Raw genomic sequence first — 21,797 nt, 5'->3', positions numbered from 1 at the left:
TCTAGATGTGTATAAGAGACAGGTCCGGGGCCTGGGCGTTGTTCTGCAGCCCGGCAAGGAGCGTGGGCACCGCAGCTTCCACGGCGGCCCGCGCGGACGCCGTGTCGGTGCCGAGCAGGCTTGCGATCTGGTCAACCGGGATCTGGTGCAGGAGGTCATGGAGGTCGGTCAAGGCGTACTCCTTTTGGTCCGCAGGCAGCGCGGATTCTCGGGGGAGCGGCGCAGGTTCGCGTCGCCGGACAGCTGCCCCTGCATCGTAGTCCGGGACTCCCGCAGGCGGTAGATCACCGCGTCGCCGGGCTCCGCCGCGGTCCGTGGCGCCGGACGAATGCGGGTAATCTTAGAGAGTTCCGGAGCCTGGATGGGCACCCGGACGTGTTTCCTGTCAGGCAGTAAAAGGCGAGGTTGATGGTCCACATCTGGAACGATCCGACCGAGGTCCCCGGCGACTTTGGTCCTTCCGTTGTCACTATCGGCAATTTCGACGGCGTCCATCGCGGCCACCAGCAGGTGCTGTCCCAGCTGATCCGGACCGCACGGATGAACCGCGCCAAATCGGTCGCCGTGACTTTCGATCCGCACCCGGCGCAGGTTCACCGGCCCGAGAGTGCGCCCGAGCTGATCATGGGGCTGGAGGACAAGCTCCAGGCCCTCGGCGAGCTTGGCCTGGATGCCGTGCTGGTCATGAAGTACTCGCTCGAGCTTGCGAGCCTCACCGCCGAGGAGTTCGTGGCTTCGGTCCTGGTGGACAGCCTTCACGCCAGCCACGTGGTCATCGGCCACGACGCCCGCTTTGGCCGGGGCAACTCCGGTGACCTGAACACCATGAAGCAGCTGGGCGAGAAGTTCGGCTTCGAGGTGCTGGTCATCAGCGAATTCGGTTCCGAAGGTTTCCCGCTGCACGACGACGGCGGGACGGACCGCCGCTGTTCGTCCACCTGGGTGCGCGAGGCGCTGAACGACGGCGACGTCGCCACCGCAGCGGCCGTCCTGGGCCGACCGCACCGGATGCGGGGGGAAGTGGTGCACGGGGCAGCACGGGGCCGTGCCCTGGGATTCCCCACTGCCAACCTTGCCCATGAAGCGAGCGGCCTCATCCCCGCCGACGGCATCTATGCGGGCTGGCTGGTGGACCAGGACGGCACGCGGTGGCCAGCCGCCATCTCCGTTGGATCAAATCCGACGTTCGACGGCGTCAGCCGCCAGGTGGAAGCCCATGTCATCGACCGCCCGGAAGAGACCGTGGACGAGTTCAATCTGTACGGCCAGACAGTAGTGGTGGAATTTGTTGCCAGGCTCCGCGGCATGGTGGCATACCGTGGGCCAGAAGCCCTCGTGGAGCAGATGCGCGAGGATGTGGTGCAGACGCACGGCATCCTCCTCAAGCGCTGAACCGTCAGCCCCACACAGTTCTTGGCAAGGAAGGCAACGCTGTGAGCGTGGAGAAGAACACCAGAAAACTGGACAAGGGGATCGTCCGCGACTTCAGTTCGCGGATGAGCTACGCGTCCTATCTGCAGCTGCCCACGCTGCTCAGCGCCCAGCAGCCGGTCAGCGAGCCGGAACATCATGACGAACTGCTGTTCATCATCCAGCACCAGACCACCGAACTGTGGCTCAAGCTCGTGCTCCATGAACTGCGGAGCGCCGCGGAACGGCTGCGGGCCGACGACCTCGGCACAGCGCTCAAAGGCATCGCGCGGGTCAAGCACATCCAGAAGACCCTGACGGAGCAGTGGTCGGTGCTCGCCACGCTGACGCCCACGGAGTACTCGGAATTCCGCGGTTTCCTGGGCAACTCCTCGGGCTTCCAGTCCAGCCAGTACCGGGCCGTGGAATTCGTGCTGGGCAACAAGAACAGGAAGATGCTGCCCGTGTTCGAATCCGATCCGGAGGCGCATGCCCTGCTGCAGGAAGTCCTCGAGGCTCCGAGCATCTATGACGAATTCCTGGCGTACCTGAAGCGGCAGGGCTTCGACGTTCCCGATTCCGTGCTCAACCGGGATGTGACCAGGGCTCACGAGTTCGCGCCCGAGCTGGTGCCGCTGTTCAAGTACATCTATGAAAACGCCTCCGCCAACTGGGGCGCCTATGAGGCCTGCGAGGAACTCGTGGACCTGGAGGACAACTTCCAGCTCTGGCGGTTCCGGCACCTGCGCACCGTGCAGCGGACCATCGGCATGAAGGCGGGGACCGGCGGTTCCAGCGGTGCGGCCTTCCTGCAGAAGGCCCTCGAACTCACCTTCTTCCCGGAGCTGTTCGCCGTCCGGACGGAGATCGGCCGGTGAGCGCCCTGAACCCGCAAGCGGCTGACCCGCAGGCGGCTCACGCCACGGACGCCCTCCGGCAGCGCGCCGTCGAGCTCGACGCCGCCGACCCGCTGGCCGCTTACCGCGGCCACTTCATCGGCACGGAAACCGACCTGTCCTACCTGGACGGCAACTCCCTGGGCCGGCCGCTCAAGCGCACGCCCGGCGACATCAGCACGTTCATCCATGAGGGCTGGGGCGGCCGCCTGATCCGCGGCTGGGACGAAGAATGGCTGGATTTGCCCCAGGCCATCGGCGACCAGCTGGGCCGTGCGGTCCTCGGTGCCGCCCCGGGCCAGGCCATCGTCGCCGATTCCACCACCGTGGTCCTGTACAAGCTGATCCGCGCGGCCCTGGCTGCCGTGAAGGACCGCGCACGGACAGAAATCGTCCTGGACACGGACAATTTCCCCACCGACCGCTACTTGGTCGAGGGCATCGCGCGGGAGGAAGGGCTGACCCTGCGCTGGATCGACGCCGACCCCGCCTCCGGGGTGACCCTTGACCAGGTGAGGGAGGCCGTAGGGCGGGCCACCGCCGTCGTGCTTCTCAGCCATGTGGCGTACCGCTCCGGGTTCCTGGCCGATCTGCCCGGAATCACGGCGGCCGTGCACGACGCCGGCGGGCTGATGGTGTGGGACCTGTGCCATTCCGCCGGGTCAGTGGAGCTGGAACTGGACGCCTGCGGCGTCGATTTTGCCGCCGGCTGCACCTACAAGTACCTGAACGGCGGCCCCGGCTCGCCGGCCTTCGCCTACGTCAACGCCCGGCACCTTGCCGGGCTGTCGCAGCCCATCTGGGGATGGATGGGCCGGAAGGACGCTTTCGAAATGGGGCCCGGCTACGAGGCGGCTCCGGGAATCCGCGGCTTCCTCAGCGGCACCCCCGCCATCTTCGGAATGATCGCGATGCGGGGCACGCTGGACCTGATCGAGGAAGCCGGCATGCCCGCCATCCGGGAGAAATCGCGCCGGCTCACCGCGTATGCGCTGGAACTGCACGACGCGTGGCTCGCACCGGCCGGCGTGAAGCTCGCAACGCCCCGGGATCCGGAACTGCGCGGCAGCCACATCACCATCGACCACCCGGCCTTCCGCGAGGTGACGGCGAAGCTGTGGGAGAAGGACGTCATCCCGGATTTTCGCGCACCGCAGGGCATCCGCATCGGCCTCTCCCCGCTGAGCACGGGCTTTGCCGAGGTGCACCGGGGCATGGACGCCATCCGCGCGCTGCTTCCGGCGGGCTGACGGGCTTCCTGCCGCGTTTCGACAAGATTGCAACAAGGCCGGTAAACTAAGCGGTGGATCCGGCTGCAGTCCGTGGTGGCTGGTTCTTGCCTTGTGCGGGACTCCCTCTTTGAGGGGACGATCCGCCCGGCACACCCGGCAGTGAAGTACTGACTCGGGCCTCACGGCACATCTCTAGGAGTTATTGTGGCACTTGACGCCGCTGTAAAGCAGTCCATCATCAAGGATTTCGCAACGTCCGAGGGCGACACCGGTTCGCCGGAGGTCCAGGTTGCGGTCCTGACTCAGCGGATCAAGGATCTCACTGAGCACATGAAGGAGCACAAGCACGACTTCCACACCCAGCGCGGTCTGCTGGCCATGGTCGGTCGTCGCAAGCGCATGCTCACCTACCTCAAGAACACGGACATCGCCCGCTACCGTGCGCTCATCGAGCGCCTCGGCCTGCGCCGCTAGTCTGAACCAGGGGGCGGCCCTTTCCTCTGATGGAACGGGCCGCCTTCTTCAGTAGAAAAATTAAACAGGAGGATCAACCGCATCACGCATTCGCGGTCCTCGGTAGTGATCCCCGGGAAGCTTCGTTGACTGAAGCCCGGCCCGTGGGTCTCGATCGATGACCGGGTGCAGTGCAGGCCAGTAGACAGATGCTGGGCTGGGTTGATGCGGCTGGACTTCCGTTAAACAAGAAACGGAGGTGACTCTCTTGGAGGGTCCCGAAATCCAGTTCTCAGAAGCAGTCATTGACAATGGCCGCTTTGGCAAGCGTGTAATCCGCTTCGAAACCGGCCGTCTTGCCAAGCAGGCAGCCGGCGCAGCCATGGTGTACATCGACGAAGACACCGCGCTTCTGTCCGCCACCACGGCCGGCAAGCACCCCCGCGAAGGCTTCGACTTCTTCCCGCTGACGGTCGACGTCGAAGAGCGCATGTACGCCGCGGGCCGCATCCCGGGCTCGTTCTTCCGCCGTGAAGGCCGCCCGTCCACCGAGGCCATCCTGGCTTGCCGCCTGATGGACCGCCCGCTGCGTCCGGCCTTTGTGAAGGGCCTGCGCAACGAGGTCCAGATCGTGGTCACTGTCCTGGCCATCAACCCGGATGAGCTCTATGACGTCGTGGCCATCAACGCCTCCTCGATGTCCACCCAGCTGTCCGGACTGCCGTTCTCCGGCCCGATCGGCGGCGTCCGCGTTGCCCTTGTGGCGGACGAGCAGGGTTCGCAGTGGGTTGCCTTCCCGAAGCACTCCCAGCTGGAGAACTCCGTGTTCAACATGGTGGTTGCCGGCCGCGTTGCCGGTGACGACGTCGCGATCATGATGGTCGAGGCAGAAGCCACGGACAACTCCTGGAACCTCATCAAGGAACAGGGCGCCACTGCCCCCACCGAAGAGGTTGTTTCGGAAGGCCTCGAGGCCGCCAAGCCGTTCATCAAGGCCCTCTGTGAAGCCCAGCAGGACCTGGCAGCCCGCGCCGCCAAGCCCACCGTTGAGTTCCCGGTCTTCCTGGACTACCAGGACGACGTGTACGCCGCCGTTGAGGCAGCTGCAGCAGAGAAGCTGACCGCCGTGTTCCAGATCGCTGACAAGCAGGAACGCGACAACGCCGCGGACGAACTGAAGGACGAAGTTGCTGCTTCCCTGTCCGGCCAGTTCGAAGGCCGCGAGAAGGAGCTGTCCGCAGCCTTCCGCTCCGTCACCAAGCACGTGGTGCGCCAGCGCATCCTCAAGGACCAGGTCCGCATCGACGGCCGCGGCCTGACGGACATCCGCCAGCTCACCGCCGAGGTCGAGGTTCTGCCCCGCGTCCACGGTTCGGCTATCTTCGAACGCGGCGAGACCCAGATCATGGGTGTCACCACGCTGAACATGCTGAAGATGGAACAGCAGATCGATTCGCTGTCGCCGGTAACGCGCAAGCGCTACATGCACAACTACAACTTCCCGCCGTACTCCACCGGTGAGACCGGCCGCGTGGGCTCGCCCAAGCGCCGCGAAATCGGCCACGGTGCCCTGGCCGAGCGCGCGCTCGTGCCGGTGCTGCCGTCCCGCGAGGAGTTCCCGTACGCCATCCGCCAGGTGTCTGAGGCCCTCAGCTCCAACGGTTCGACGTCGATGGGCTCGGTCTGCGCCTCCACGCTGTCCATGCTCAACGCCGGTGTGCCGCTGAAGGCCGCCGTTGCCGGCATCGCCATGGGCCTGGTCTCCGACCAGGTTGACGGCCAGACCCGCTACGCGGCCCTGACCGACATCCTTGGCGCCGAAGACGCTTTCGGCGACATGGACTTCAAGGTCGCCGGTACGTCCGAGTTCGTCACGGCCATCCAGCTGGACACCAAGCTCGATGGCATCCCCGCCTCCGTGCTGGCAGCAGCGCTGAAGCAGGCCCGCGAAGCACGCCTGCACATCCTCGAGGTCATCAACGCCGCGATCGACACCCCGGACGAGCTCTCCGAGTTCGCACCGCGCGTCATCGCCGTCAAGATCCCCGTGGACAAGATCGGCGAGGTCATTGGCCCCAAGGGCAAGATGATCAACCAGATCCAGGAAGACACCGGCGCTGACATCTCCATCGAGGACGACGGCACCGTCTACATCGGCGCCACGAACGGTCCGTCTGCTGACGCTGCACGGTCCGCGATCAACGCCATTGCCAACCCGCAGGTTCCGGAAATCGGCGAGCGCTACTTGGGCACGGTCGTTAAGACCACCACGTTCGGTGCTTTCATTTCCCTGACCCCGGGCAAGGACGGCCTGCTGCACATCTCCGAGCTGCGCAAGCTCGCCAGCGGCAAGCGCGTGGACAACGTCGATGACGTGGTCTCCGTGGGCCAGAAGATCCAGGTCGAGATCACCAAGATCGACGACCGCGGAAAGCTGTCCCTGTCTCCCGTGGTGGCTGACGAAGAAGGCGCCGGCGAAGGCGAGCGCGTTCACGCTTCGACGCCCGCCGAGGGCTCTGACTCCGCCGAGTAGTTCCAGGGTTCCGGCACTGGCACACAGTCATTGCTGAACCGAAGACGGCGGGGCCGGTGGGTTAATCCACCGGCCCCGCCGCCGTTAACCCGGGCTCCCGGGGAGACGCCGACTGCGGGGCCCGCTGGTACGATTGCAGGCAGATTTGGCTCCGCTTCCTGAAAGGCCTTGATGACTGTCGTACCCCTGCCCCTGGCGCAGAACCACCCCGGCGAGACCCTGATCCACGGAGCCGACGGAGGCTCCGAAGTGCGCCGTTCCGTCCTCCCCGGCGGCGTGCGGGTGCTGACGGAGGCGATGCCGGGCCAGCGGTCCGCGACCATCGGTTTCTGGGTCGGCGTGGGCTCCCGCGATGAAGCCCCGGGCCAGCACGGCTCCACGCACTTCCTGGAGCACCTGCTGTTCAAGGGCACCAAACGGCGCACCGCACTCGAAATCGCGTCGGCCTTCGACGAGGTCGGCGGCGAATCGAATGCGGCCACGGCCAAGGAGAGCACCTGCTACTTCGCCCGCGTCCTGGACACCGACCTGCCCATGGCCATTGATGTCATCGCGGACATGATCACCGGGGCCGTGCTGGACCCCGCGGAGATGGAGCAGGAACGGGACGTCATCCTGGAGGAAATCGCCATGGACAGCGATGACCCCACCGATGTTGCCCACGAGCACTTCGTGGCCGCGGTGCTCGGAACCCACCCGCTGGGCCGGCCCATCGGCGGCACGCCGGACGCCATCCGGGCCGTGGCCCGCGATTCAGTCTGGGACCACTACCGCCGTTACTACCGTCCCGACGAACTCGTGATCACCGCCGCCGGCGGCCTGGAGCACGACGTCGTCTGCCGCCTCGTGGTGGACGCCCTCCACACAGCCGGCTGGTCGCTTGAGCTCGGCGCGGCGCCGGTTGACCGCCGGTCCACGGTACGCGCGGACATCACCGGGACGGCGGGCCTCCACGTGGTCAAGCGCCCGGTGGAGCAGGCCAACATCATCATGGGCTGCCCCACGATCGTGGCCACGGATGAGCGCCGCTACGTCATGAGCGTACTGAACGCCGTGCTGGGCGGCGGAATGTCCTCCCGGCTGTTCCAGGAGATCCGCGAGAAGCGCGGACTGGTTTACTCCACCTATTCCTTCGCCTCCTCCTACGCCGACGCCGGATACTTCGGGATGTACGCCGGCTGCACTCCCACCAAGGTCCGCCAGGTGGTGGAACTCCTCGGCGCGGAACTCGACAAGCTCGCAGACGGCGGCATTTCCGACGACGAACTCCGCAAAGCGGTGGGCCAGCTGTGCGGTGGCATCGTGCTGGCGCTGGAAGACACCGGCTCGCGCATGTCGCGCCTGGGACGTGCAGAGCTCGTGTCAGGCGAGTATCAGGACATCGACGAAACGCTCCGGCTCATCAAGGCCGTGACGGCAGGGCAGGTCCAGGAACTGGCCCGCGAACTTGCGGCCGCGCCCCGCACGGTGACGGTGGTCGGACCCTTCGAGGAGACCGAAACCTTCGGCCTCTGACGCATCGGTGACCCTGGCGGCGCCGTCCGGCGGCATGCCGCTGGACAGGCCTCGCGGGCCGGACCATGATGGAGCCAATGCCACTCGGGAGGAAGAATGGACCGTCCGCAACCGGGGTCAGCACACGAGGCTCTCGAGATTTTCGTCGGGCGCTGGCTGGGAACCACCGAGCTCGCCGCCTCCTACTGGGGGCCCGCCCGGACCGCCACGGCAGAGGTGACGTTCACCCGGGCCGCGGGCGGCTTCGCCGTGGTCCAGACCTACCGGCACACCGAGGCCGACGGCAGCCACTTCGAGGGCCACGGCGTCTTCACTGTGGACCCCGACCACGATGAAACCCTCTGGTATTACGTCGACAGCATGGGACGGCCGCCGGCGGCGCCGGCGCGCGGTGTCTGGCATGATTCCACGCTGACCGTGGAGCGGCACAGCGACCGCGGAACCGCCAGGCACACGTTCCGGGTTGACCGGGGGGTCCTGACCCACACGGCGGAACTTAGGCTGGGCGACGCCCAGGACTTCAGCCCGTTCATGACGTCGATCTGCCACCGCGCCTGAGCTGCTATGGGGTCCTGCAAGCCGGGCGACTAGCCCACTACCTCAACGACCCGGGTTTTCGGGGAGCCGGACAGGGCAGGCGCCACGTCGGGGGAGTTCCACACGTTCTCCTGCAGCTTGGCCAGCAGCCCCTCGGCCTGTTCCTGGCTCTCAAAGTCGAGTTCCACCACCACGTAGTGCGGATCGTCCACCGGGCGGCTGATGCGGTGGGTGATCACTCCCGAGCCCGCACGGTCCACCGGGTCGCGGTCAAACGCGGCCCTCCACATGTCAAAGTCTTTGATCGCGTGCTCAATTTGCAGCGTGAACATTCCGGTCTCCTTAGGCGTACCGCTCTCCGTCGGGCGGTAGTGCCATGGTAGATCCCGGTGTGCGGCGGCGACATAGCACTGACGCAACTGGGTAGCAGCTGGCGCGCTTCTGGGCGCTGGGAACGGCGCGAGCTGCGACCTAGTTGGGCCGATGGGGTGCTGAGATGGGGTGCGGGGGAAGGCTGCGGGAGACTATCCGCCGGCGAAGGGCGGCAGGACGTCAATCACGTCGTCGTCGGACAGCACAACCGTCCGGTCCCGCACGGCGATCTCGTTCAGCAGGAAACTGCTCCGGGCCAGGATTCGGTCCAGCGGGGGAGTACCGGCCGGCGGCACGGGACGTTCGACACCGAGCACTGCGGCCAGCAGCGCTCCCACCGTGGATCCGGGAGGAAGCTCGAAGCGTTCCTCGTCGACGCCTGCCGCGGCGCGCGCCGCAGCGAAGTACCTTACGTTCAACTGTTCAGCCTCCGATGGCGCTCATGCTGCGGTCCGGCTGGACGAAGTCCGGCGCATCGAGACCCACGTGGTCCATCCCGTGGGCTTTCGGCTTGACCCACATGGCGTCCTGCCAGCGCCCGGCCAGCTGCCGGTCGCTGGCGCCCTCCCGGAGCAACCCGAGCAGGTCAAACTCCTCGCGGGAGAAGAGGCAGCTCATGATCTTGCCCTCTGCAGTGATCCGCGTCCGGCGGCAGTCCGAACAGAACGGTTCGGTGACCGAGGCGATGATGCCCACGGTTCCCAGCACGGGGCCGGCGGCTTCGGCCGAACCGGCCACCCGGCGTCGTACTTCAAAACGTTCGGCGGGCGCACCGTCGCGTTCCCGCGGATCCGGGCTGAGGACGTACTCGGCCGAAAGCAGCTCCCGGATTTCCGACGCCGTGATCATGTTCCGGCGCGTCCAGCCGTGGTCGGCGTCGAGCGGCATCTGCTCGATGAAGCGGAGTTCATAGCCGCGTTCCAGCGCCCAGGCGAGCAGCGACGGCGACTCGGCGTCATTGATGCCCCGCATCAGCACCGCGTTGATCTTGACCGGGCCGAGGCCGGCGGCCCAGGCGGCGTCGACTCCCGCCAGGACGCGGTCCAGGAAGGGGCGCCGCGTTAGCTCGGCAAAGGTTTCCTCGTGCAGGGAATCGAGGGAGACGTTGATGCGCGTCAGCCCGGCAGCCTTGAGTGCGGCGGCCTTCTTGTCGAGCCCCACACCGTTGGTGGTCATGGAGATCGGAAGCTCCGGGTGGGCCTTCCGCAGGGCGGCGATGATGTCGATGAGGTCGGCCCTGACCAGAGGTTCCCCGCCGGTGAGGCGAAGCTCGCGCACGCCCAGCAGATCCACGCCGATCCCCACGATCCGGACGATTTCCGCGGCGGACATGACGGCCTGCTTGGCCAGCCATTCGAGCCCCTCCGCCGGCATGCAGTAGGTGCAGCGCCTGTCTCTTATACACATCTAGATGTGTATAAGAGACAGCCTCATGTCCGTGGCCCGGCGTCCGTAGCGGTCCGCAAGGCCGGCGGGAGCATCGGCCGGACGGGCAGCGGGAAGGGGCTGCGCGCCGGAAACCGGAACGCCTCCTTCGCGGGGCTGCGGGATGCCAAGCTGAACACTCATGAATTCAGGCTACGCCACGCGGGGGCCATCGCTCACGCTGTGACTTCGCGCTTTGCGTTCCGGCGCAGTGCGAACGGACTTCATCGAACCTATGCTGGGGAAGTGTGAACGAGTCCCAGCCAGCCGGACCCGGGGCGGCAGCCGGACACCAGGTCCACCCCGAAGCAAAGCCGGGACCGTCCAACGCGTTACCTGCGGGACCGTCCGGCGCCGGGGCGGCGTCCGGAGCGGGCCGGAGGGTGCCGCGCCGCTGGGCTGCCGCCGCCGGTGTCGTGGCGGCAGGCACAGGACTCGTGGCCAGCGAACTCATCGCCGGGTTCGTCAGCCCGTCCCTCTCCACCATGACCGCTTTGGGCGGTGCCGTCATCGACGCCGCCCCGCCGGGCGTCAAGGACTGGGCAGTTTCGCTTTTCGGCACCGCAGACAAACTGGCGCTGCTGGCAGGCATGGCGCTGGCGATCGCTGCCTTCGCGGCGGTGTCCGGCGTGGTTGAGCTGCGCCGGCGCTTCGCGGGCGCCGCGATTTTCGCCGCCTTCGGCATCGTGGGCGTGGTGGCGGTCCTGACGCGCGCGCAGGTGACCGTCACCGCCGTCGTGCTTCCTGTGCTTGCCGCCGGCATCGCCGTGCTGGTGCTCCGGAGCCTGATCGGACGGCTGGCCGCCTGGCACGTCGCCGGGCCGGGCAAGGCGAGGCAGCGGGCCTGCCCGCGCGGCGCGGCTTCTTCCAGCTGCTGGGCGGCACCGCGGCGGCCGTCGTCGTCGGCGGGGCCCTTGCCACCGCCTGGCGGGGAGGCGCCGCCGGCGTCAGCGAGCTCCGCAGGGCACTGCGGCTGCCCAAGCCGCTGCTGCCGGCGGCAGCGATTCCGCCCGGCGCCGAGATCGGCCTGGCCGGGATGCAACCGCTCGTGACGCCGAGCCCCGAGTTTTACCGCATCGACACCGCGCTGTCAGTCCCGGTCATCGATCCGCGCGAATGGAGGCTCAAGGTCACCGGCCTGGTGGACCGTGAGATCGAACTTGATTTCGACGCGCTGCTGGCCAAACCGCTGAGGGAGCGCCATGTGACCATCGCCTGCGTGTCCAACGAGGTGGGTGGCGACCTGATCGGCAATGCGCTCTGGCTTGGCTGGCCCGTCCGCGAGCTGCTGGCGATGGCAGGTCCGAAGCCGGGCGCGGACATGGTGCTCGCCAGGAGCACGGACGGCTGGACCGCCGGCACTCCGCTGGAGGTCCTCACGGACGGCCGGGATGCGCTGCTCGCCGTGGGCATGAACGGCGAGCCGCTTCCGCTGGAACACGGGTTTCCGGTCCGCATGATCGTCCCCGGCCTCTACGGATACGTGTCAGCCACGAAATGGCTTACGGAACTCAAAGTCACCACGTTCGCCGACGACGTCGCCTACTGGACACCGCGCGGATGGTCCGCGCGCGGACCCATCAAGATCTCTTCGCGCATCGATGTTCCCCGTGACGGCCGGTCCGCGCCTCCGGGCCGCGTGGTGTTCGGCGGCGTGGCGTGGGCGCAGCACACCGGAATCGGGAAGGTGGAGCTGCGGGTCGATCGGGGCAGCTGGCAGCAGGCCGACCTTGCTCCCGGCATCTCTGTGGACACCTGGTACCAGTGGCAGCTCGGCGTCGATCTGCAGCCGGGACAGCACGAGGTCCAGGTGCGCGCCACCGACCTTCACGGTGCCGCGCAGACCGAGGAGCACCGGTCCGTCGCCCCGGACGGCGCCACGGGCTTCCACACCATTAGAGTTGACGTAAACCCGTAGCCGCCGCATCGAAGGCAGGACCATGCACAGCCACCCGCAGCCGCACGCCACTGCCACCACGTCCGCCCCCAAGCACCCCACGCGCACGGGACCTCTCACGCGCCCCGGAGCGTGGCCGAGCACCGGCAGGCGGTCCGGGAGCTCCTGGCGCCGCTCGCAGCCGGCCGCAGCCAGCGGCTGTCTCTTATACACATCTAGATGTGTATAAGAGACAGGCCCAGGCGTTGGGCCGCGGGCTGGCCGAGACCGTCACGGCGCCGCTGAGCCTGCCTCCGTTTGCAAACTCCCAGATGGACGGCTTCGCCATCCGCTCCGCGGACGTGCCCGACGCCGGCGCGGAACTGCGCGTGGTTGCTCCCGTTCCGGCCGGCGCCAGCCCGGCAGCCCTTGAACCGGGCACGGCGGCCCCGATCATGACGGGGGCCATGGTCCCCGTCGGGGCAGACGCCGTCGTACCCGTCGAGCGGGCGGTTCCAGCCGCGTTCCCTGCCCCCGGCGAAGCAGCCACAGTGTGGCTGCCCCCGGCGGCGGCCGGGACGTTCATCCGCGACGCCGGAAGCGATATCGAGGCGGGCGAACGCGCCCTGGCTGCCAGCACTTTCCTGGGACCCGGGCAGCTGGGGCTGCTGGCCGCCCTGGGGCTGGCGGACGTCCTGGTCCACCGTCCGCTGACCGTTCTCCTCGTGACCACGGGCGATGAGGTGGTGGAACCCGGCGAACCGCTGGCGGACGGCAAGGTCTACGACGCCAACGGCACGCTGCTGGAAACCGCGCTGCGGCAGGCGGGGCTGGCCGTGGTCCGGGCGGGCATCGCCACCGACAACCCGGCGGAGCTGCGCAGCCTGTTGCGCAGCCACACGGCGTCCGTGGACCTCATTGTCACCACCGGTGGAGTCAGCAAGGGCGCCTACGAGGTGGTCCGGCAGGCCATGGACGGCCAGGACGTGGCATTCCAGCACGTGGCCATGCAGCCTGGCGGCCCGCAGGGACTCGGAATGTTCGACGGCGTCCCCCTCCTCGGGTTCCCGGGGAACCCGGTCAGTTGCCTCGTCTCCTTCGAGATGTTCCTTCGTCCCGTCCTCAGCGGACTGTTCGGGTCGCCGGCGCCGAGGCCCGCGGTCCGCGCCCGGCTCGCGCAGCCGCTGACGTCCCCGGCGGGCAAGCACCAGGTCCGGCGCGGGAACCTGCTGCCGGACGGAACCGTGCGGCTGGAGGGCGGCGAAAGCTCCCACCTGGTCCGTGCCCTCGCGCAGTCAAATGCCCTGGTCCATGTGCCCGATGGCGTCGGCGCACTCGCCGAGGGCGCCGAAGTGGAAGTATGGATGCTGTGACTGCAGAAAATGACAACGCCGCGCTGACGCACCTCCGCCGTGACGGGACGGCCCAGATGGTGGACGTCTCGGGAAAACCGGAGACCACCCGCGAGGCCACGGCCACCGCAACGGTCCGGAGCACCCCGGAGGTCCTGGCGCTGCTGGGCTCCGGCGGCCTGCCCAAGGGCGACGCCCTGGCCGTCGCGAGGGTCGCCGGAATCATGGCGGCCAAGAAAACCCCCGAACTCATTCCGCTGTGCCACCCGCTGCCGATTTCGAAGGTCACGGTCGACTTCGAACTGGGAGCAGATGCCGTGGACATCCTTGCCACAGTGAAGACCAGGGGAGTCACCGGCGTCGAAATGGAAGCCCTGACCGCCGCCTCCGTCGCGGCGCTGAGCGTGTACGACATGATCAAGGCCGTGGACAAGCATGCCGTCCTGACGGACATCAAGGTGCTCGCCAAAAGCGGCGGCAAGAGCGGGGACTGGGCACTGTGAGCAGCGCTGCAACCCATTCAACGCCCCACGTCCACGGTGAGGTGCAGGGCCGGAAGGCCGGCGTCGTCATTGCCTCGACGCGGGCCGCGGCCGGAATCTACCGGGACGAGACCGGCCCGGTCATCATCGACTGGCTCACCGAACACGGCTTTGAGCCCTTTCCGGCAATGGTGGTGCCCGACGGCGAGCCGGTGGGAGCCGCGATCCGCGCCCTCCTGACCCAGCAGCCCGCCGTCGTCATCACCAGCGGCGGCACCGGGCTGAGTCCCGATGACCGGACGCCGGAAATGACGCTGCCGCTGCTGGACCGCGAGATCCCCGGCATCATGGAGGGCATCCGGCAGGCCGGGATCGCCAAAACTCCCCATGCCATGCTCAGCCGCGGGCATGCCGGCGCGGCCGGCCGGACATTCATCGTTAATCTGCCCGGATCACCGAAGGGCGTCATGGACGGACTGTCCGTGCTGGATCCGGTGATCGGGCACCTGTGCGACCAGTTGGAGGGCGGACATGGGCACTGAACCATTCCTGACGGGGCCATCATTCACGGGGCCGGCATTCGAAGTAGTGCATGCGGTGCTGAGCGCCGAGCCCATCTCCGTGGACCAGGCCATCGCGGCCGTGGAGTCGGACACCGCAGGCGCGGTGGTCAGCTTCAGCGGCGTGGTGCGGAACCACGACGGCGGCAAGCCGGTTGACCGGCTCAGTTACAGCGCGCATCCGACGGCGCACCAGGTGATGGCCGACGTCGTGGCGCAGCTGGCGGCCGAGCACGAAGGTGCCGGCGCCTCCACGCCGCCGGTCCGGATCTGGGCAGCACACCGGGTGGGCTCCCTGGAAATCGGCGAACCGGCCCTGGTCTGCGCCGTGTCGGCGGCACACCGCGGGCAGGCCTTCGCCGTGTGCTCCGAACTCGTGGACCGCATCAAGGCACAGGTCCCCATCTGGAAGGAACAGTTCTTCAGCGACGGCACCGTCGAGTGGGTCGGGGCCGGGGCGTAGGTACCGGGCCCGGTTTTGGTTCGGGGCCTGCCCGCCGGCCGCACGTGAGGTAACGCATGGCGCCCGGTTCCTTTCGCCGGGCGGGCGAAAGGTAGTGTTGAATCCATGACCGAACAACTCGCTGTCGCCGTCCTGGGCGCGAACGGGCGCATGGGCGCCGAGGCCGTCAAAGCGGTAGAGGCCGCCCCCGACATGAAGCTCGTCGCAGCCTTGGGACGGGGCGACTCCCTGGACACTTTGCTCAGCGCCGGTGCCAGGTTCGTGGTGGATCTCACCGTTCCGGAGAGCACCCGGGAGAACGTACGTTTCGCCGTCGAGAACGGCATGCATGCGGTCGTGGGCACCACTGGCTGGGACGCCGGAAAGCTGCAGGAGCTCGGCGACCTGCTGGCAGGCCGTCCGGACGTCGGCGTGCTGATCGCGCCAAACTTTGCCCTCGGTTCCGTCCTGGCCTCGGCATTCGCCGCCAAGGCTTCCAAGTACTTTGAATCCGTGGAAATCATCGAGCTCCACCACCCTGACAAGGTCGATGCGCCCTCCGGCACGGCCGTCCGGACCGCCCAGCTGGTCGCGGCGGAACGCGCAGCGGCCGGCGTCGGGCCAAGCCCGGATGCCACCACCAGCGAACTTGCCGGCGCCCGCGGGTGCGACGTGGACGGCGTCCGTGTGCACAGCGTGCGGCTCCGCGGCCTCGTTGCGCATCAGGAGGTCCTCCTCGGCGGCACGGGGGAGCAGCTGACCCTGCGGCATGACTCGTTTGACCGGGCGTCGTTCATGCCCGGCGTCCTCCTGGGGATCCGGAACGTCGCGAACCACCCCGGACTGACCGTGGGCCTGGACGGCTACCTGGACCTGGGGCTGTAAGTACCGTGAAAACACTCCTCGGCCCGCTGAAAAAGAACCGCACCAAAATCTGGGTGGGCGCGGTCACCCTCCTGCTGGTCTTCTACCTGGTGGTGTCCTTTCAGCGCTCGGTGCTCCTGCTCACGGACGCTGAACCCGTGGCCAAGGCCATCGGGGCGGCGTACCTTGTTCTGCCGGGCATCGGCGCGTGGGCGCTGATCCGTGAACTGCTGTTCGGCGCCCGCACCGAACAGATGGCCCGCGTGCTTGAAGCCGAAGGCGGCCTGCCGGTGGACAACCTTCCCCGCACACCCGCCGGACGGATTGTCCGTGCCGCGGCGGACCAGGAATTCGAGAAGTACCGTGCGGAAGCCGAAGCTGCCCCGGACGACTGGCGGTCATGGTTCAGGCTCAGCTGCGCCTACGACGCCGCCGGTGACCGCAAGCGCGCCCGTTCCTCCATGCGGGACGCCGTGCGGATGTTCCAGGCCTCCGAGGCGCCCTAACGGGGCAAGCGGGGACGCGGCAGCCCGGAGGTCACCGGATCCGCGCCGGCTGGTGCCGTCCCACCTGATTGGCGGCATGCCCCAGCCATTCCAGCGGGCCGCGCCACTTCAGGACGGCGAAGACCATCCCGATCAGCACCGCCAAGGCGGCATGGGCGACGTACATCCCGTCCTCGGTCCACCCGGCCGGGAGGGGCTTGAGGTGGAACGACGCCACCACGCAAACGTGGGCCGTGTACAGCGTCAGCGTCATGGCCCCGGCGCCGCGCAACGGAAGCAGCAGGTCCAGATCCAGCCATTCCCCGAGCCGGCCAATCAGCAGGCAGAGTCCGACGACGGCGGCCGCCACGCCGCTCGTGTGCAGCAGGTCCAGCGTGGTTCCGGAGTGGGGTGCGCTGCCGGCCAGCCACCACCATGAACCCTCCTGCCGGACGCCGGCGAGATTGACCTGCAGGAGGCTGTCCAGCGGGTAGTCGGGGTCGGTGAGGAGCGCCTGCAGTGCGGGCCTGCCGCCCAATTCCTCCATGGCTGCCGTGCCCAGGACCTTCGCGAAGGCGGCCACCGCGGTGCCGCCGGCCAGTAGCAGCACCGGTACCACCGCCGCCGACAACGCCAGGCGGCCGAGGATGAGCCCCACCAGCAGATACGCAATCCACTGGAACACCGGGTAGTAGCCCGTCAGGAACAGGTCGCCCAGCAGTTGGCCCGGCGTGGACAGATCCTCCCAGCCGGGGTTGTGGTTCAGCTGCAGCGGCGGATCCGCGGCCATGAGCCAGGGCCGGAGCAGGAAAGCGATCACCGGGGATGCCAGGATCCAGCCTGCGGCCCAGGCGCAGAGTGCCTTCAGCCGTAGCCCGATAAACGGCAGGATGCACAGGAAGAGGGCGGCGTAGTGGACCAGGATCACTGCCACATTGACGTCCAGTCCACCTAGGGCGAGCCCGACGACGGCAATCACCAGGGCGCGCAGGGCGATGCCCCGCCGTGCCGCAGAGAGGGCGCTGCCCTCGAGGGGCCTCTGCTTGCCGGTGGAGAGGGCCAGTCCGATGCCTGCCAGGACGGCGAAGAGGGCTGCGGCCCGCCCGGAGAAGGTCAGTCCGATCCAGGTCGGGGTCAGCGCGGCGTCGGATTCGAACGTCGGCAGCAGGTGGGTGGCCATCATTCCGAGGAGGGCGAGGCCACGCGCGGCGTCTATTCCCGCAAGCCGGGTGCTGACTGCTGCGCCTTTCTTGGTTCCGGACTGTGCAGCCGTGCTCCGCGAGGTCATGAAGCGATCGTCTCACATCCGGATATGGCGCCGTTCCCTCACGGCCTGCCGTCCTGCGGGGCTCCGACGCGGCGTGGATGGAAGCAGGCCTTGTATTCGAATATATGTTCGAATAGCATCGTCAGCATGAACAACTCATCGAGGCATATGTCAGAGCGCGGCTCGGACAACCGCGCGGACAAACCGGCTGCACGCAGCACGGCAGGGCCACTGAAGGCGATGAGCCCCGGCGTGGTGGACTACCTGTTCCGGCAACTGGTCGCCGGCGAGCCTGCCGAGGACCTGCAGTGGAGCAGCCAGGGAATCGCGCTGTCGGCACAGGTTCCCGGGGCGGAGCTGGCGCGCCGGCTGTCCGAAACCGACCTGGATGCGCTGACGCCCACGGAGCTGTTCCACTACGTCCGCGCCGCCCAGCGCCTCGCCAGCTGGGCGGAGTCCCTGCGGGAGGCGGCTGTGGAACGCTACTGCGCGGGGACGGACCCTGCCTAGGATGGAGGCGTGACCTCAGCGCTGACCGTATCCGCCGTCCAGTACCAGGCCCTGGAGGGCGGCATTGCCGTCAACGCGCCGGAGCACGTGCGCCTCATCGAGGATGCCGATTCGCACGGTGCCAGGCTGGTGCTTTTCCCCGAACTCTCGCTCACCGGATACAACCTGCCCCTTCTCCGGGACGGGGATCGTCCGGGCGGAGACCAGTGGCTGGTGCCTGGCGACGTCCGCCTCGATCCCGTTCGGGAAATCTGCCGGCGGACAGGGATCACCGCGGTGGTCGGTGCGGCGTATCGTGAAGCGGATGGCACGCCACGGCTGGCTGCCCTGGCACTCCACCCGAACGGCGACGCCGATGTCGGCTTCAAGACACACCTCCACGGGGACGAGGAGTCCCTGTTTGCCGCCGGGCCGGGCCCGGCTGTCCTGGACGTCGACGGCTGGAAGATTGCCCTGGCCATTTGCTTCGACGCAGCCCACCCCGGCCACTCGGGCACGGCCGCGGACGCCGGCGCCGACGTTTACGCCGTATCTGCCCTCTACACGGAGGGGGAAGGGCACCGCCTGGGGCTGCACCTGGGGGCGCGGGCCATGGACAACCGGACCTACACGGTGCTGGCCAACCTGGGCGGCCGGACACCCCTGGGTCCGTCCTGTGGCCTGAGCGGCTTCTGGGGCCCGGACGGCCTGCCCATGCAGCATGCCTCCGGGACCGGAACGGAAGTGGTCACCGCCGTGCTGCGGCGCGGCCCCCTCGATCGGTACCGGCAAGAACGGCTACGGCACGATCGGTAACGGCAGCCGAGCTGGCGGCACGGCCGCAGATCCGCTGTTTTCCCGAATTTGACGATCATCACGCACCGGCCATTGTCCTAACCTGCAGGTGACAGGGTAACGTTTTTCCCATGGCTGACACTTCCGCGCACATTCCTGCTCTTGGTACGCTCTTGACCGCTATGGTCACGCCCTTCACCAAGGATGGCAAAGTGGACTACCAGCAGGCTGCGGAGCTGGCCAGCAAGCTCGTCGACGACGGCTGCGACGGCCTGGTGGTCACCGGAACCACGGGGGAAACCTCCACCCTCAAGGACGAGGAAAACCTCGGAATGTTCCGCGCCGTCAAGGAAGCGGTCGGCGGACGGGCCAGCATTATCGCCGGCACCGGGACCAACGACACAGCCCACTCCGTGCACCTTTCCCAGCAGGCGGCTGCGCTCGGTGTCGACGGGCTCCTGCTCGTCACGCCGTACTACAACAAGCCCAGCCAGGCCGGCGTCCGCGCGCACTTTGAGACCATCGCGTCGTCAACGGACGTGCCCGTCATGCTCTACGACATCCCGGGCCGCTCCTCCATCGCGATCGCGCCCGAGACCATGATCCGCCTCGCGCAGCACCCGAATATCGTTGCTGTCAAGGACGCCAAGGCCGATTTCGCCGCTGCAACGCGTGTCATGGCCGAGACCGACCTTCTCTTCTACTCCGGCGACGACGGCCTGACCCTTCCCTGGATGGCCCTGGGCGCCGTGGGACTCGTGGGCGTGACCACCCACGTTGCCACCCGCCGCTTCCGGGAACTCATCGACGCCGTCAATGCGAACGACCTCGGCACCGCCCGCAAGATCAACTTCGAACTTGAGCCCGTGGTGCGCGCAACCATGACCCGCATCCAGGGAGCCGTTGCGGCCAAACAAATTCTTAAATGGCAGGGAGTCCTGCCCAACTCGGTTGTCCGTTTGCCCCTCGTGGAGCCGGACGAAGCTGAGATCGAAATCATCCGCGAGGACTTGGCGGAGGGAGGGCTGGTCTTTTCCTGACGGACTGAGACCGGCACTCTTCCGCCTGGAAAGAAGTGCATTATGACCCAAGTAGCCCTACCCGGCCTCGTCACGCCTCCCCGTCTTCCCCAAGGCACCCTGCGGATCGTTCCGCTCGGCGGGCTCGGCGAGATCGGCCGCAACATGGCTGTGTTCGAAATCGACGGCAAGCTGCTCATCGTCGACTGCGGCGTCCTCTTCCCCGAGGAAACGCAGCCGGGCGTCGACCTGATCCTGCCCGATTTCTCCTACATCGAGAACCGGCTGGATGACATTGTCGCCGTCGTCCTGACCCACGGCCACGAGGACCACATCGGCGCTGTGCCGTACCTGCTCCGGCTCCGCAACGACATCCCGCTGGTGGGATCGCAGCTGACGCTCGCCCTCATCGAGGCAAAGCTGCAGGAACACCGGATCAAGCCGTACACCCTCACGGTGGTCGAGGGTCAAGTGGAGAAGTTCGGCCCCTTCGAATGCGAGTTCGTGGCCGTCAACCACTCGATTCCCGATGCCCTCGCCGTCTTCCTGCGCACCGCGGGCGGAACCGTCCTGCACACCGGTGACTTCAAGATGGACCAGTTGCCGCTGGATGGCAGGATTACGGACCTCCGCCACTTCGCCCGCCTCGGCGAAGAGGGCGTGGACCTGTTCATGTCGGACTCCACCAACGCCGACGTCCCCGGGTTCACCACCGCGGAAAAGGAAATCGGCCCCACCCTGGACCGGCTCTTCGGGCAGGCCAGCAAGCGCATCATCGTGGCCTCCTTCTCGTCCCACGTGCACCGTGTGCAGCAGGTCCTTGACGCCGCGGGCAAGCACAACCGAAAGGTCGCCTTCGTGGGCCGGTCCATGGTCCGCAACATGGCCATCGCCGCGAAGCTTGGCTACCTGGACGTGCCGGACGGCATCCTGGTGGACGTGAAGAACATCGGGAACCTGCCGGACAACCGCGTGGTGCTGATGTCCACCGGTTCCCAGGGCGAGCCGATGGCCGCGCTGTCCCGCATGGCCAACGGTGACCACCCGGTGGTGGTCGGCGAGGGCGACACCGTCATTCTGGCTTCTAGCCTTATCCCGGGCAACGAGAACGCCGTCTTCCGCATCATCAACGGGCTGCTGAAGCTGGGTGCGGACGTCATTCACAAGGGCAACGCCAAGGTCCACGTGTCCGGCCATGCCGCGGCCGGAGAGCTGCTGTACTGCTACAACATCCTTGAGCCGCTCAACGCCATGCCCGTGCACGGCGAGACCCGCCACCTCATCGCCAACGGAAAAATCGCAGAGGAATCGGGCGTGCCGGAGGCGAGCATCCTGCTGGCGGACAACGGCACCGTGATTGACCTCAGGGACCACCAGGCTGACGTGGTGGGCCAGGTTGAGGTCGGCTTCGTCTACGTTGACGGCTCCAGCGTGGGCGAAATCACGGACGCGGACCTCAAAGACCGCCGTGTCCTGGGCGATGAAGGCTTCATTTCCATCATCACGGTCATCAACCGCGCCACCGGCAAGGTGGTCTCGGGGCCGGAAATCCACGCCCGCGGCGTCGCCGAAGACGATTCGGTTTTCGACGACATCATCCCTCGGATCAATGCTGCGCTGGAGGAAGCCGTCCTCAACCGCACGGACCACACCACCCACCAGTTACAGCAGGTTGTCCGCCGCGTGGTCGGAACCTGGGTCAACCGCAAGCTCCGCCGCAAGCCGATGATCATTCCGGTGGTCCTGGAAGCCTAGGCGGCCGTCGCGGCGCCGGCCGCGCTGGCGAACACAGC

22 protein-coding genes and 2 pseudogenes are annotated in these 21,797 nt (G+C 67.5%); 19 read left to right on the top strand and 5 right to left on the bottom strand.

Annotation, left to right across the window (positions count from 1 at the left end; genetic code table 11):
• Position 1: 1 nt before the first annotated feature.
• A complete protein-coding gene (locus B1A87_RS23845; RefSeq protein ID WP_260680794.1) occupies positions 2-172 on the bottom strand; it encodes a DUF937 domain-containing protein in 171 nt (56 codons plus the stop codon).
• A gap of 236 nt (positions 173-408) precedes the next feature.
• Here B1A87_RS23845 and B1A87_RS11215 point away from each other — a divergent pair, with 236 nt between their 5' ends.
• The 7 genes from B1A87_RS11215 to B1A87_RS11185 all read left to right on the top strand — a co-directional run bounded on the left by B1A87_RS11215 (position 409) and on the right by B1A87_RS11185 (position 8,597).
• Complete coding sequence (locus B1A87_RS11215) at positions 409-1,392, top strand: bifunctional riboflavin kinase/FAD synthetase (protein ID WP_078026423.1); 984 nt, start codon at positions 409-411, stop codon at positions 1,390-1,392.
• A gap of 41 nt (positions 1,393-1,433) precedes the next feature.
• Entirely contained in the window at positions 1,434-2,288 is an 855-nt protein-coding gene (kynA, locus tag B1A87_RS11210; RefSeq protein ID WP_078026424.1) for a tryptophan 2,3-dioxygenase, read from the top strand.
• Entirely contained in the window at positions 2,285-3,556 is a 1,272-nt protein-coding gene (locus tag B1A87_RS11205; protein ID WP_078026425.1) for a kynureninase, read from the top strand. Before kynA ends, B1A87_RS11205 begins: the two co-directional genes overlap by 4 nt.
• Before the next feature lie 186 nt (positions 3,557-3,742).
• On the top strand, positions 3,743-4,012 hold the full coding sequence (gene rpsO, locus B1A87_RS11200) for a 30S ribosomal protein S15 (RefSeq protein ID WP_028271969.1): 270 nt from the start codon (positions 3,743-3,745) through the stop codon (positions 4,010-4,012).
• Between the two features lie 247 nt (positions 4,013-4,259).
• Positions 4,260-6,524 (top strand): polyribonucleotide nucleotidyltransferase, encoded by a 2,265-nt coding sequence (locus B1A87_RS11195; RefSeq protein ID WP_078026426.1) that lies wholly within the window; start codon positions 4,260-4,262, stop codon positions 6,522-6,524.
• A 171-nt stretch (positions 6,525-6,695) separates the two neighbouring features.
• A complete protein-coding gene (locus B1A87_RS11190; RefSeq protein ID WP_078026427.1) occupies positions 6,696-8,039 on the top strand; it encodes a pitrilysin family protein in 1,344 nt (447 codons plus the stop codon).
• 96 nt (positions 8,040-8,135) lie between these two features.
• The gene (locus B1A87_RS11185) at positions 8,136-8,597 is read left to right on the top strand and encodes a DUF1579 family protein (protein WP_078026428.1); all 462 of its coding nucleotides are present in this window, start codon (positions 8,136-8,138) and stop codon (positions 8,595-8,597) included.
• Positions 8,598-8,626: 29 nt separating this feature from the next.
• Here B1A87_RS11185 and B1A87_RS11180 read toward each other — a convergent pair whose 3' ends face one another.
• The 3 genes and pseudogenes from B1A87_RS11180 to moaA form a co-directional block, all read right to left on the bottom strand.
• On the bottom strand, positions 8,627-8,908 hold the full coding sequence (locus B1A87_RS11180; RefSeq protein WP_078026429.1) for a hypothetical protein: 282 nt from the start codon (positions 8,906-8,908) through the stop codon (positions 8,627-8,629).
• A gap of 192 nt (positions 8,909-9,100) precedes the next feature.
• Positions 9,101-9,367, bottom strand: a complete 267-nt coding sequence (locus B1A87_RS11175) for a MoaD/ThiS family protein (RefSeq protein ID WP_078026430.1) — start codon at positions 9,365-9,367, stop codon at positions 9,101-9,103.
• A gap of 4 nt (positions 9,368-9,371) precedes the next feature.
• A pseudogene (gene moaA / locus B1A87_RS11170) lies at positions 9,372-10,517 on the bottom strand (GTP 3',8-cyclase MoaA).
• 104 nt (positions 10,518-10,621) lie between these two features.
• On the opposite strand from moaA, the gene B1A87_RS24995 reads away from it, so the two are divergent.
• The 8 genes and pseudogenes from B1A87_RS24995 to B1A87_RS11135 all read left to right on the top strand — a co-directional run bounded on the left by B1A87_RS24995 (position 10,622) and on the right by B1A87_RS11135 (position 16,455).
• On the top strand, positions 10,622-11,425 hold the full coding sequence (locus B1A87_RS24995) for a hypothetical protein (protein WP_395940240.1): 804 nt from the start codon (positions 10,622-10,624) through the stop codon (positions 11,423-11,425).
• On the top strand, positions 11,422-12,291 hold the full coding sequence (locus tag B1A87_RS24990; protein ID WP_395940239.1) for a molybdopterin-dependent oxidoreductase: 870 nt from the start codon (positions 11,422-11,424) through the stop codon (positions 12,289-12,291). Before B1A87_RS24995 ends, B1A87_RS24990 begins: the two co-directional genes overlap by 4 nt.
• Positions 12,292-12,402: 111 nt before the next feature.
• Positions 12,403-13,622, top strand: a pseudogene (gene glp / locus B1A87_RS11160) (gephyrin-like molybdotransferase Glp).
• Positions 13,610-14,104, top strand: a complete 495-nt coding sequence (moaC, locus tag B1A87_RS11155) for a cyclic pyranopterin monophosphate synthase MoaC (RefSeq protein WP_078026432.1) — start codon at positions 13,610-13,612, stop codon at positions 14,102-14,104. The pseudogene glp and the gene moaC overlap by 13 nt, the downstream one beginning before the upstream one ends.
• Positions 14,101-14,625, top strand: a complete 525-nt coding sequence (locus B1A87_RS11150) for a MogA/MoaB family molybdenum cofactor biosynthesis protein (RefSeq protein WP_078026433.1) — start codon at positions 14,101-14,103, stop codon at positions 14,623-14,625. Before moaC ends, B1A87_RS11150 begins: the two co-directional genes overlap by 4 nt.
• Positions 14,615-15,106 carry a molybdenum cofactor biosynthesis protein MoaE gene (locus tag B1A87_RS11145; RefSeq protein WP_078026434.1) on the top strand — a complete coding sequence of 164 codons (492 nt, stop codon included), beginning with the start codon at positions 14,615-14,617 and terminating at the stop codon, positions 15,104-15,106. The genes B1A87_RS11150 and B1A87_RS11145 overlap by 11 nt, the downstream gene beginning before the upstream one ends.
• 105 nt (positions 15,107-15,211) lie before the next feature.
• Positions 15,212-15,970: a 4-hydroxy-tetrahydrodipicolinate reductase gene (dapB, locus tag B1A87_RS11140; protein WP_078026435.1), complete on the top strand. Its 759-nt coding sequence runs from the start codon at positions 15,212-15,214 to the stop codon at positions 15,968-15,970.
• Between the two features lie 5 nt (positions 15,971-15,975).
• The gene (locus B1A87_RS11135; RefSeq protein WP_078026436.1) at positions 15,976-16,455 is read left to right on the top strand and encodes a hypothetical protein; all 480 of its coding nucleotides are present in this window, start codon (positions 15,976-15,978) and stop codon (positions 16,453-16,455) included.
• 31 nt (positions 16,456-16,486) lie between these two features.
• Here the strand turns inward: B1A87_RS11135 and B1A87_RS11130 are convergent, their stop codons facing one another.
• Positions 16,487-17,722, bottom strand: a complete 1,236-nt coding sequence (locus tag B1A87_RS11130; RefSeq protein WP_078026437.1) for a heparan-alpha-glucosaminide N-acetyltransferase domain-containing protein — start codon at positions 17,720-17,722, stop codon at positions 16,487-16,489.
• Between the two features lie 126 nt (positions 17,723-17,848).
• On the opposite strand from B1A87_RS11130, the gene B1A87_RS11125 reads away from it, so the two are divergent.
• The 4 genes from B1A87_RS11125 (at position 17,849) to B1A87_RS11110 (ending at position 21,759) form a co-directional block, all read left to right on the top strand.
• On the top strand, positions 17,849-18,211 hold the full coding sequence (locus B1A87_RS11125; RefSeq protein ID WP_260680793.1) for a hypothetical protein: 363 nt from the start codon (positions 17,849-17,851) through the stop codon (positions 18,209-18,211).
• A 9-nt stretch (positions 18,212-18,220) separates the two neighbouring features.
• Positions 18,221-19,006, top strand: coding sequence for a carbon-nitrogen hydrolase family protein (locus B1A87_RS11120; protein ID WP_078026438.1), 786 nt, complete (start codon positions 18,221-18,223; stop codon positions 19,004-19,006).
• Between the two features lie 110 nt (positions 19,007-19,116).
• Positions 19,117-20,025 (top strand): 4-hydroxy-tetrahydrodipicolinate synthase, encoded by a 909-nt coding sequence (gene dapA, locus B1A87_RS11115; RefSeq protein ID WP_078026439.1) that lies wholly within the window; start codon positions 19,117-19,119, stop codon positions 20,023-20,025.
• A gap of 42 nt (positions 20,026-20,067) precedes the next feature.
• Positions 20,068-21,759 (top strand): ribonuclease J, encoded by a 1,692-nt coding sequence (locus tag B1A87_RS11110; RefSeq protein ID WP_078026440.1) that lies wholly within the window; start codon positions 20,068-20,070, stop codon positions 21,757-21,759.
• Positions 21,760-21,797 lie beyond the last annotated feature (38 nt).

It is taken from the genome of Arthrobacter sp. KBS0703 (genome assembly GCF_002008315.2).
GTDB lineage: Bacteria > Actinomycetota > Actinomycetes > Actinomycetales > Micrococcaceae > Arthrobacter.
Note: the sequence above shows the minus strand (reverse complement) of the source record. Positions and strands in the feature narration are given on the sequence as shown.

Excerpts from the sequence above, each read along its gene's own strand:
- B1A87_RS11215 (WP_078026423.1), top strand. The coding sequence starts at position 409 with ATGGTCCACATCTGGAACGATCCGACCGAGGTCCCCGGCGACTTTGGT.
- B1A87_RS11190 (WP_078026427.1), top strand. The coding sequence starts at position 6,696 with ATGACTGTCGTACCCCTGCCCCTGGCGCAGAACCACCCCGGCGAGACC.
- B1A87_RS11185 (WP_078026428.1), top strand. The coding sequence starts at position 8,136 with ATGGACCGTCCGCAACCGGGGTCAGCACACGAGGCTCTCGAGATTTTC.
- B1A87_RS11180 (WP_078026429.1), bottom strand. The coding sequence starts at position 8,908 with ATGTTCACGCTGCAAATTGAGCACGCGATCAAAGACTTTGACATGTGG.
- moaC (WP_078026432.1), top strand. The coding sequence starts at position 13,610 with ATGGATGCTGTGACTGCAGAAAATGACAACGCCGCGCTGACGCACCTC.
- B1A87_RS11145 (WP_078026434.1), top strand. The coding sequence starts at position 14,615 with ATGGGCACTGAACCATTCCTGACGGGGCCATCATTCACGGGGCCGGCA.
- dapB (WP_078026435.1), top strand. The coding sequence starts at position 15,212 with ATGACCGAACAACTCGCTGTCGCCGTCCTGGGCGCGAACGGGCGCATG.
- B1A87_RS11130 (WP_078026437.1), bottom strand. The coding sequence starts at position 17,722 with ATGACCTCGCGGAGCACGGCTGCACAGTCCGGAACCAAGAAAGGCGCA.
- B1A87_RS11125 (WP_260680793.1), top strand. The coding sequence starts at position 17,849 with ATGAACAACTCATCGAGGCATATGTCAGAGCGCGGCTCGGACAACCGC.
- dapA (WP_078026439.1), top strand. The coding sequence starts at position 19,117 with ATGGCTGACACTTCCGCGCACATTCCTGCTCTTGGTACGCTCTTGACC.
- B1A87_RS11110 (WP_078026440.1), top strand. The coding sequence starts at position 20,068 with ATGACCCAAGTAGCCCTACCCGGCCTCGTCACGCCTCCCCGTCTTCCC.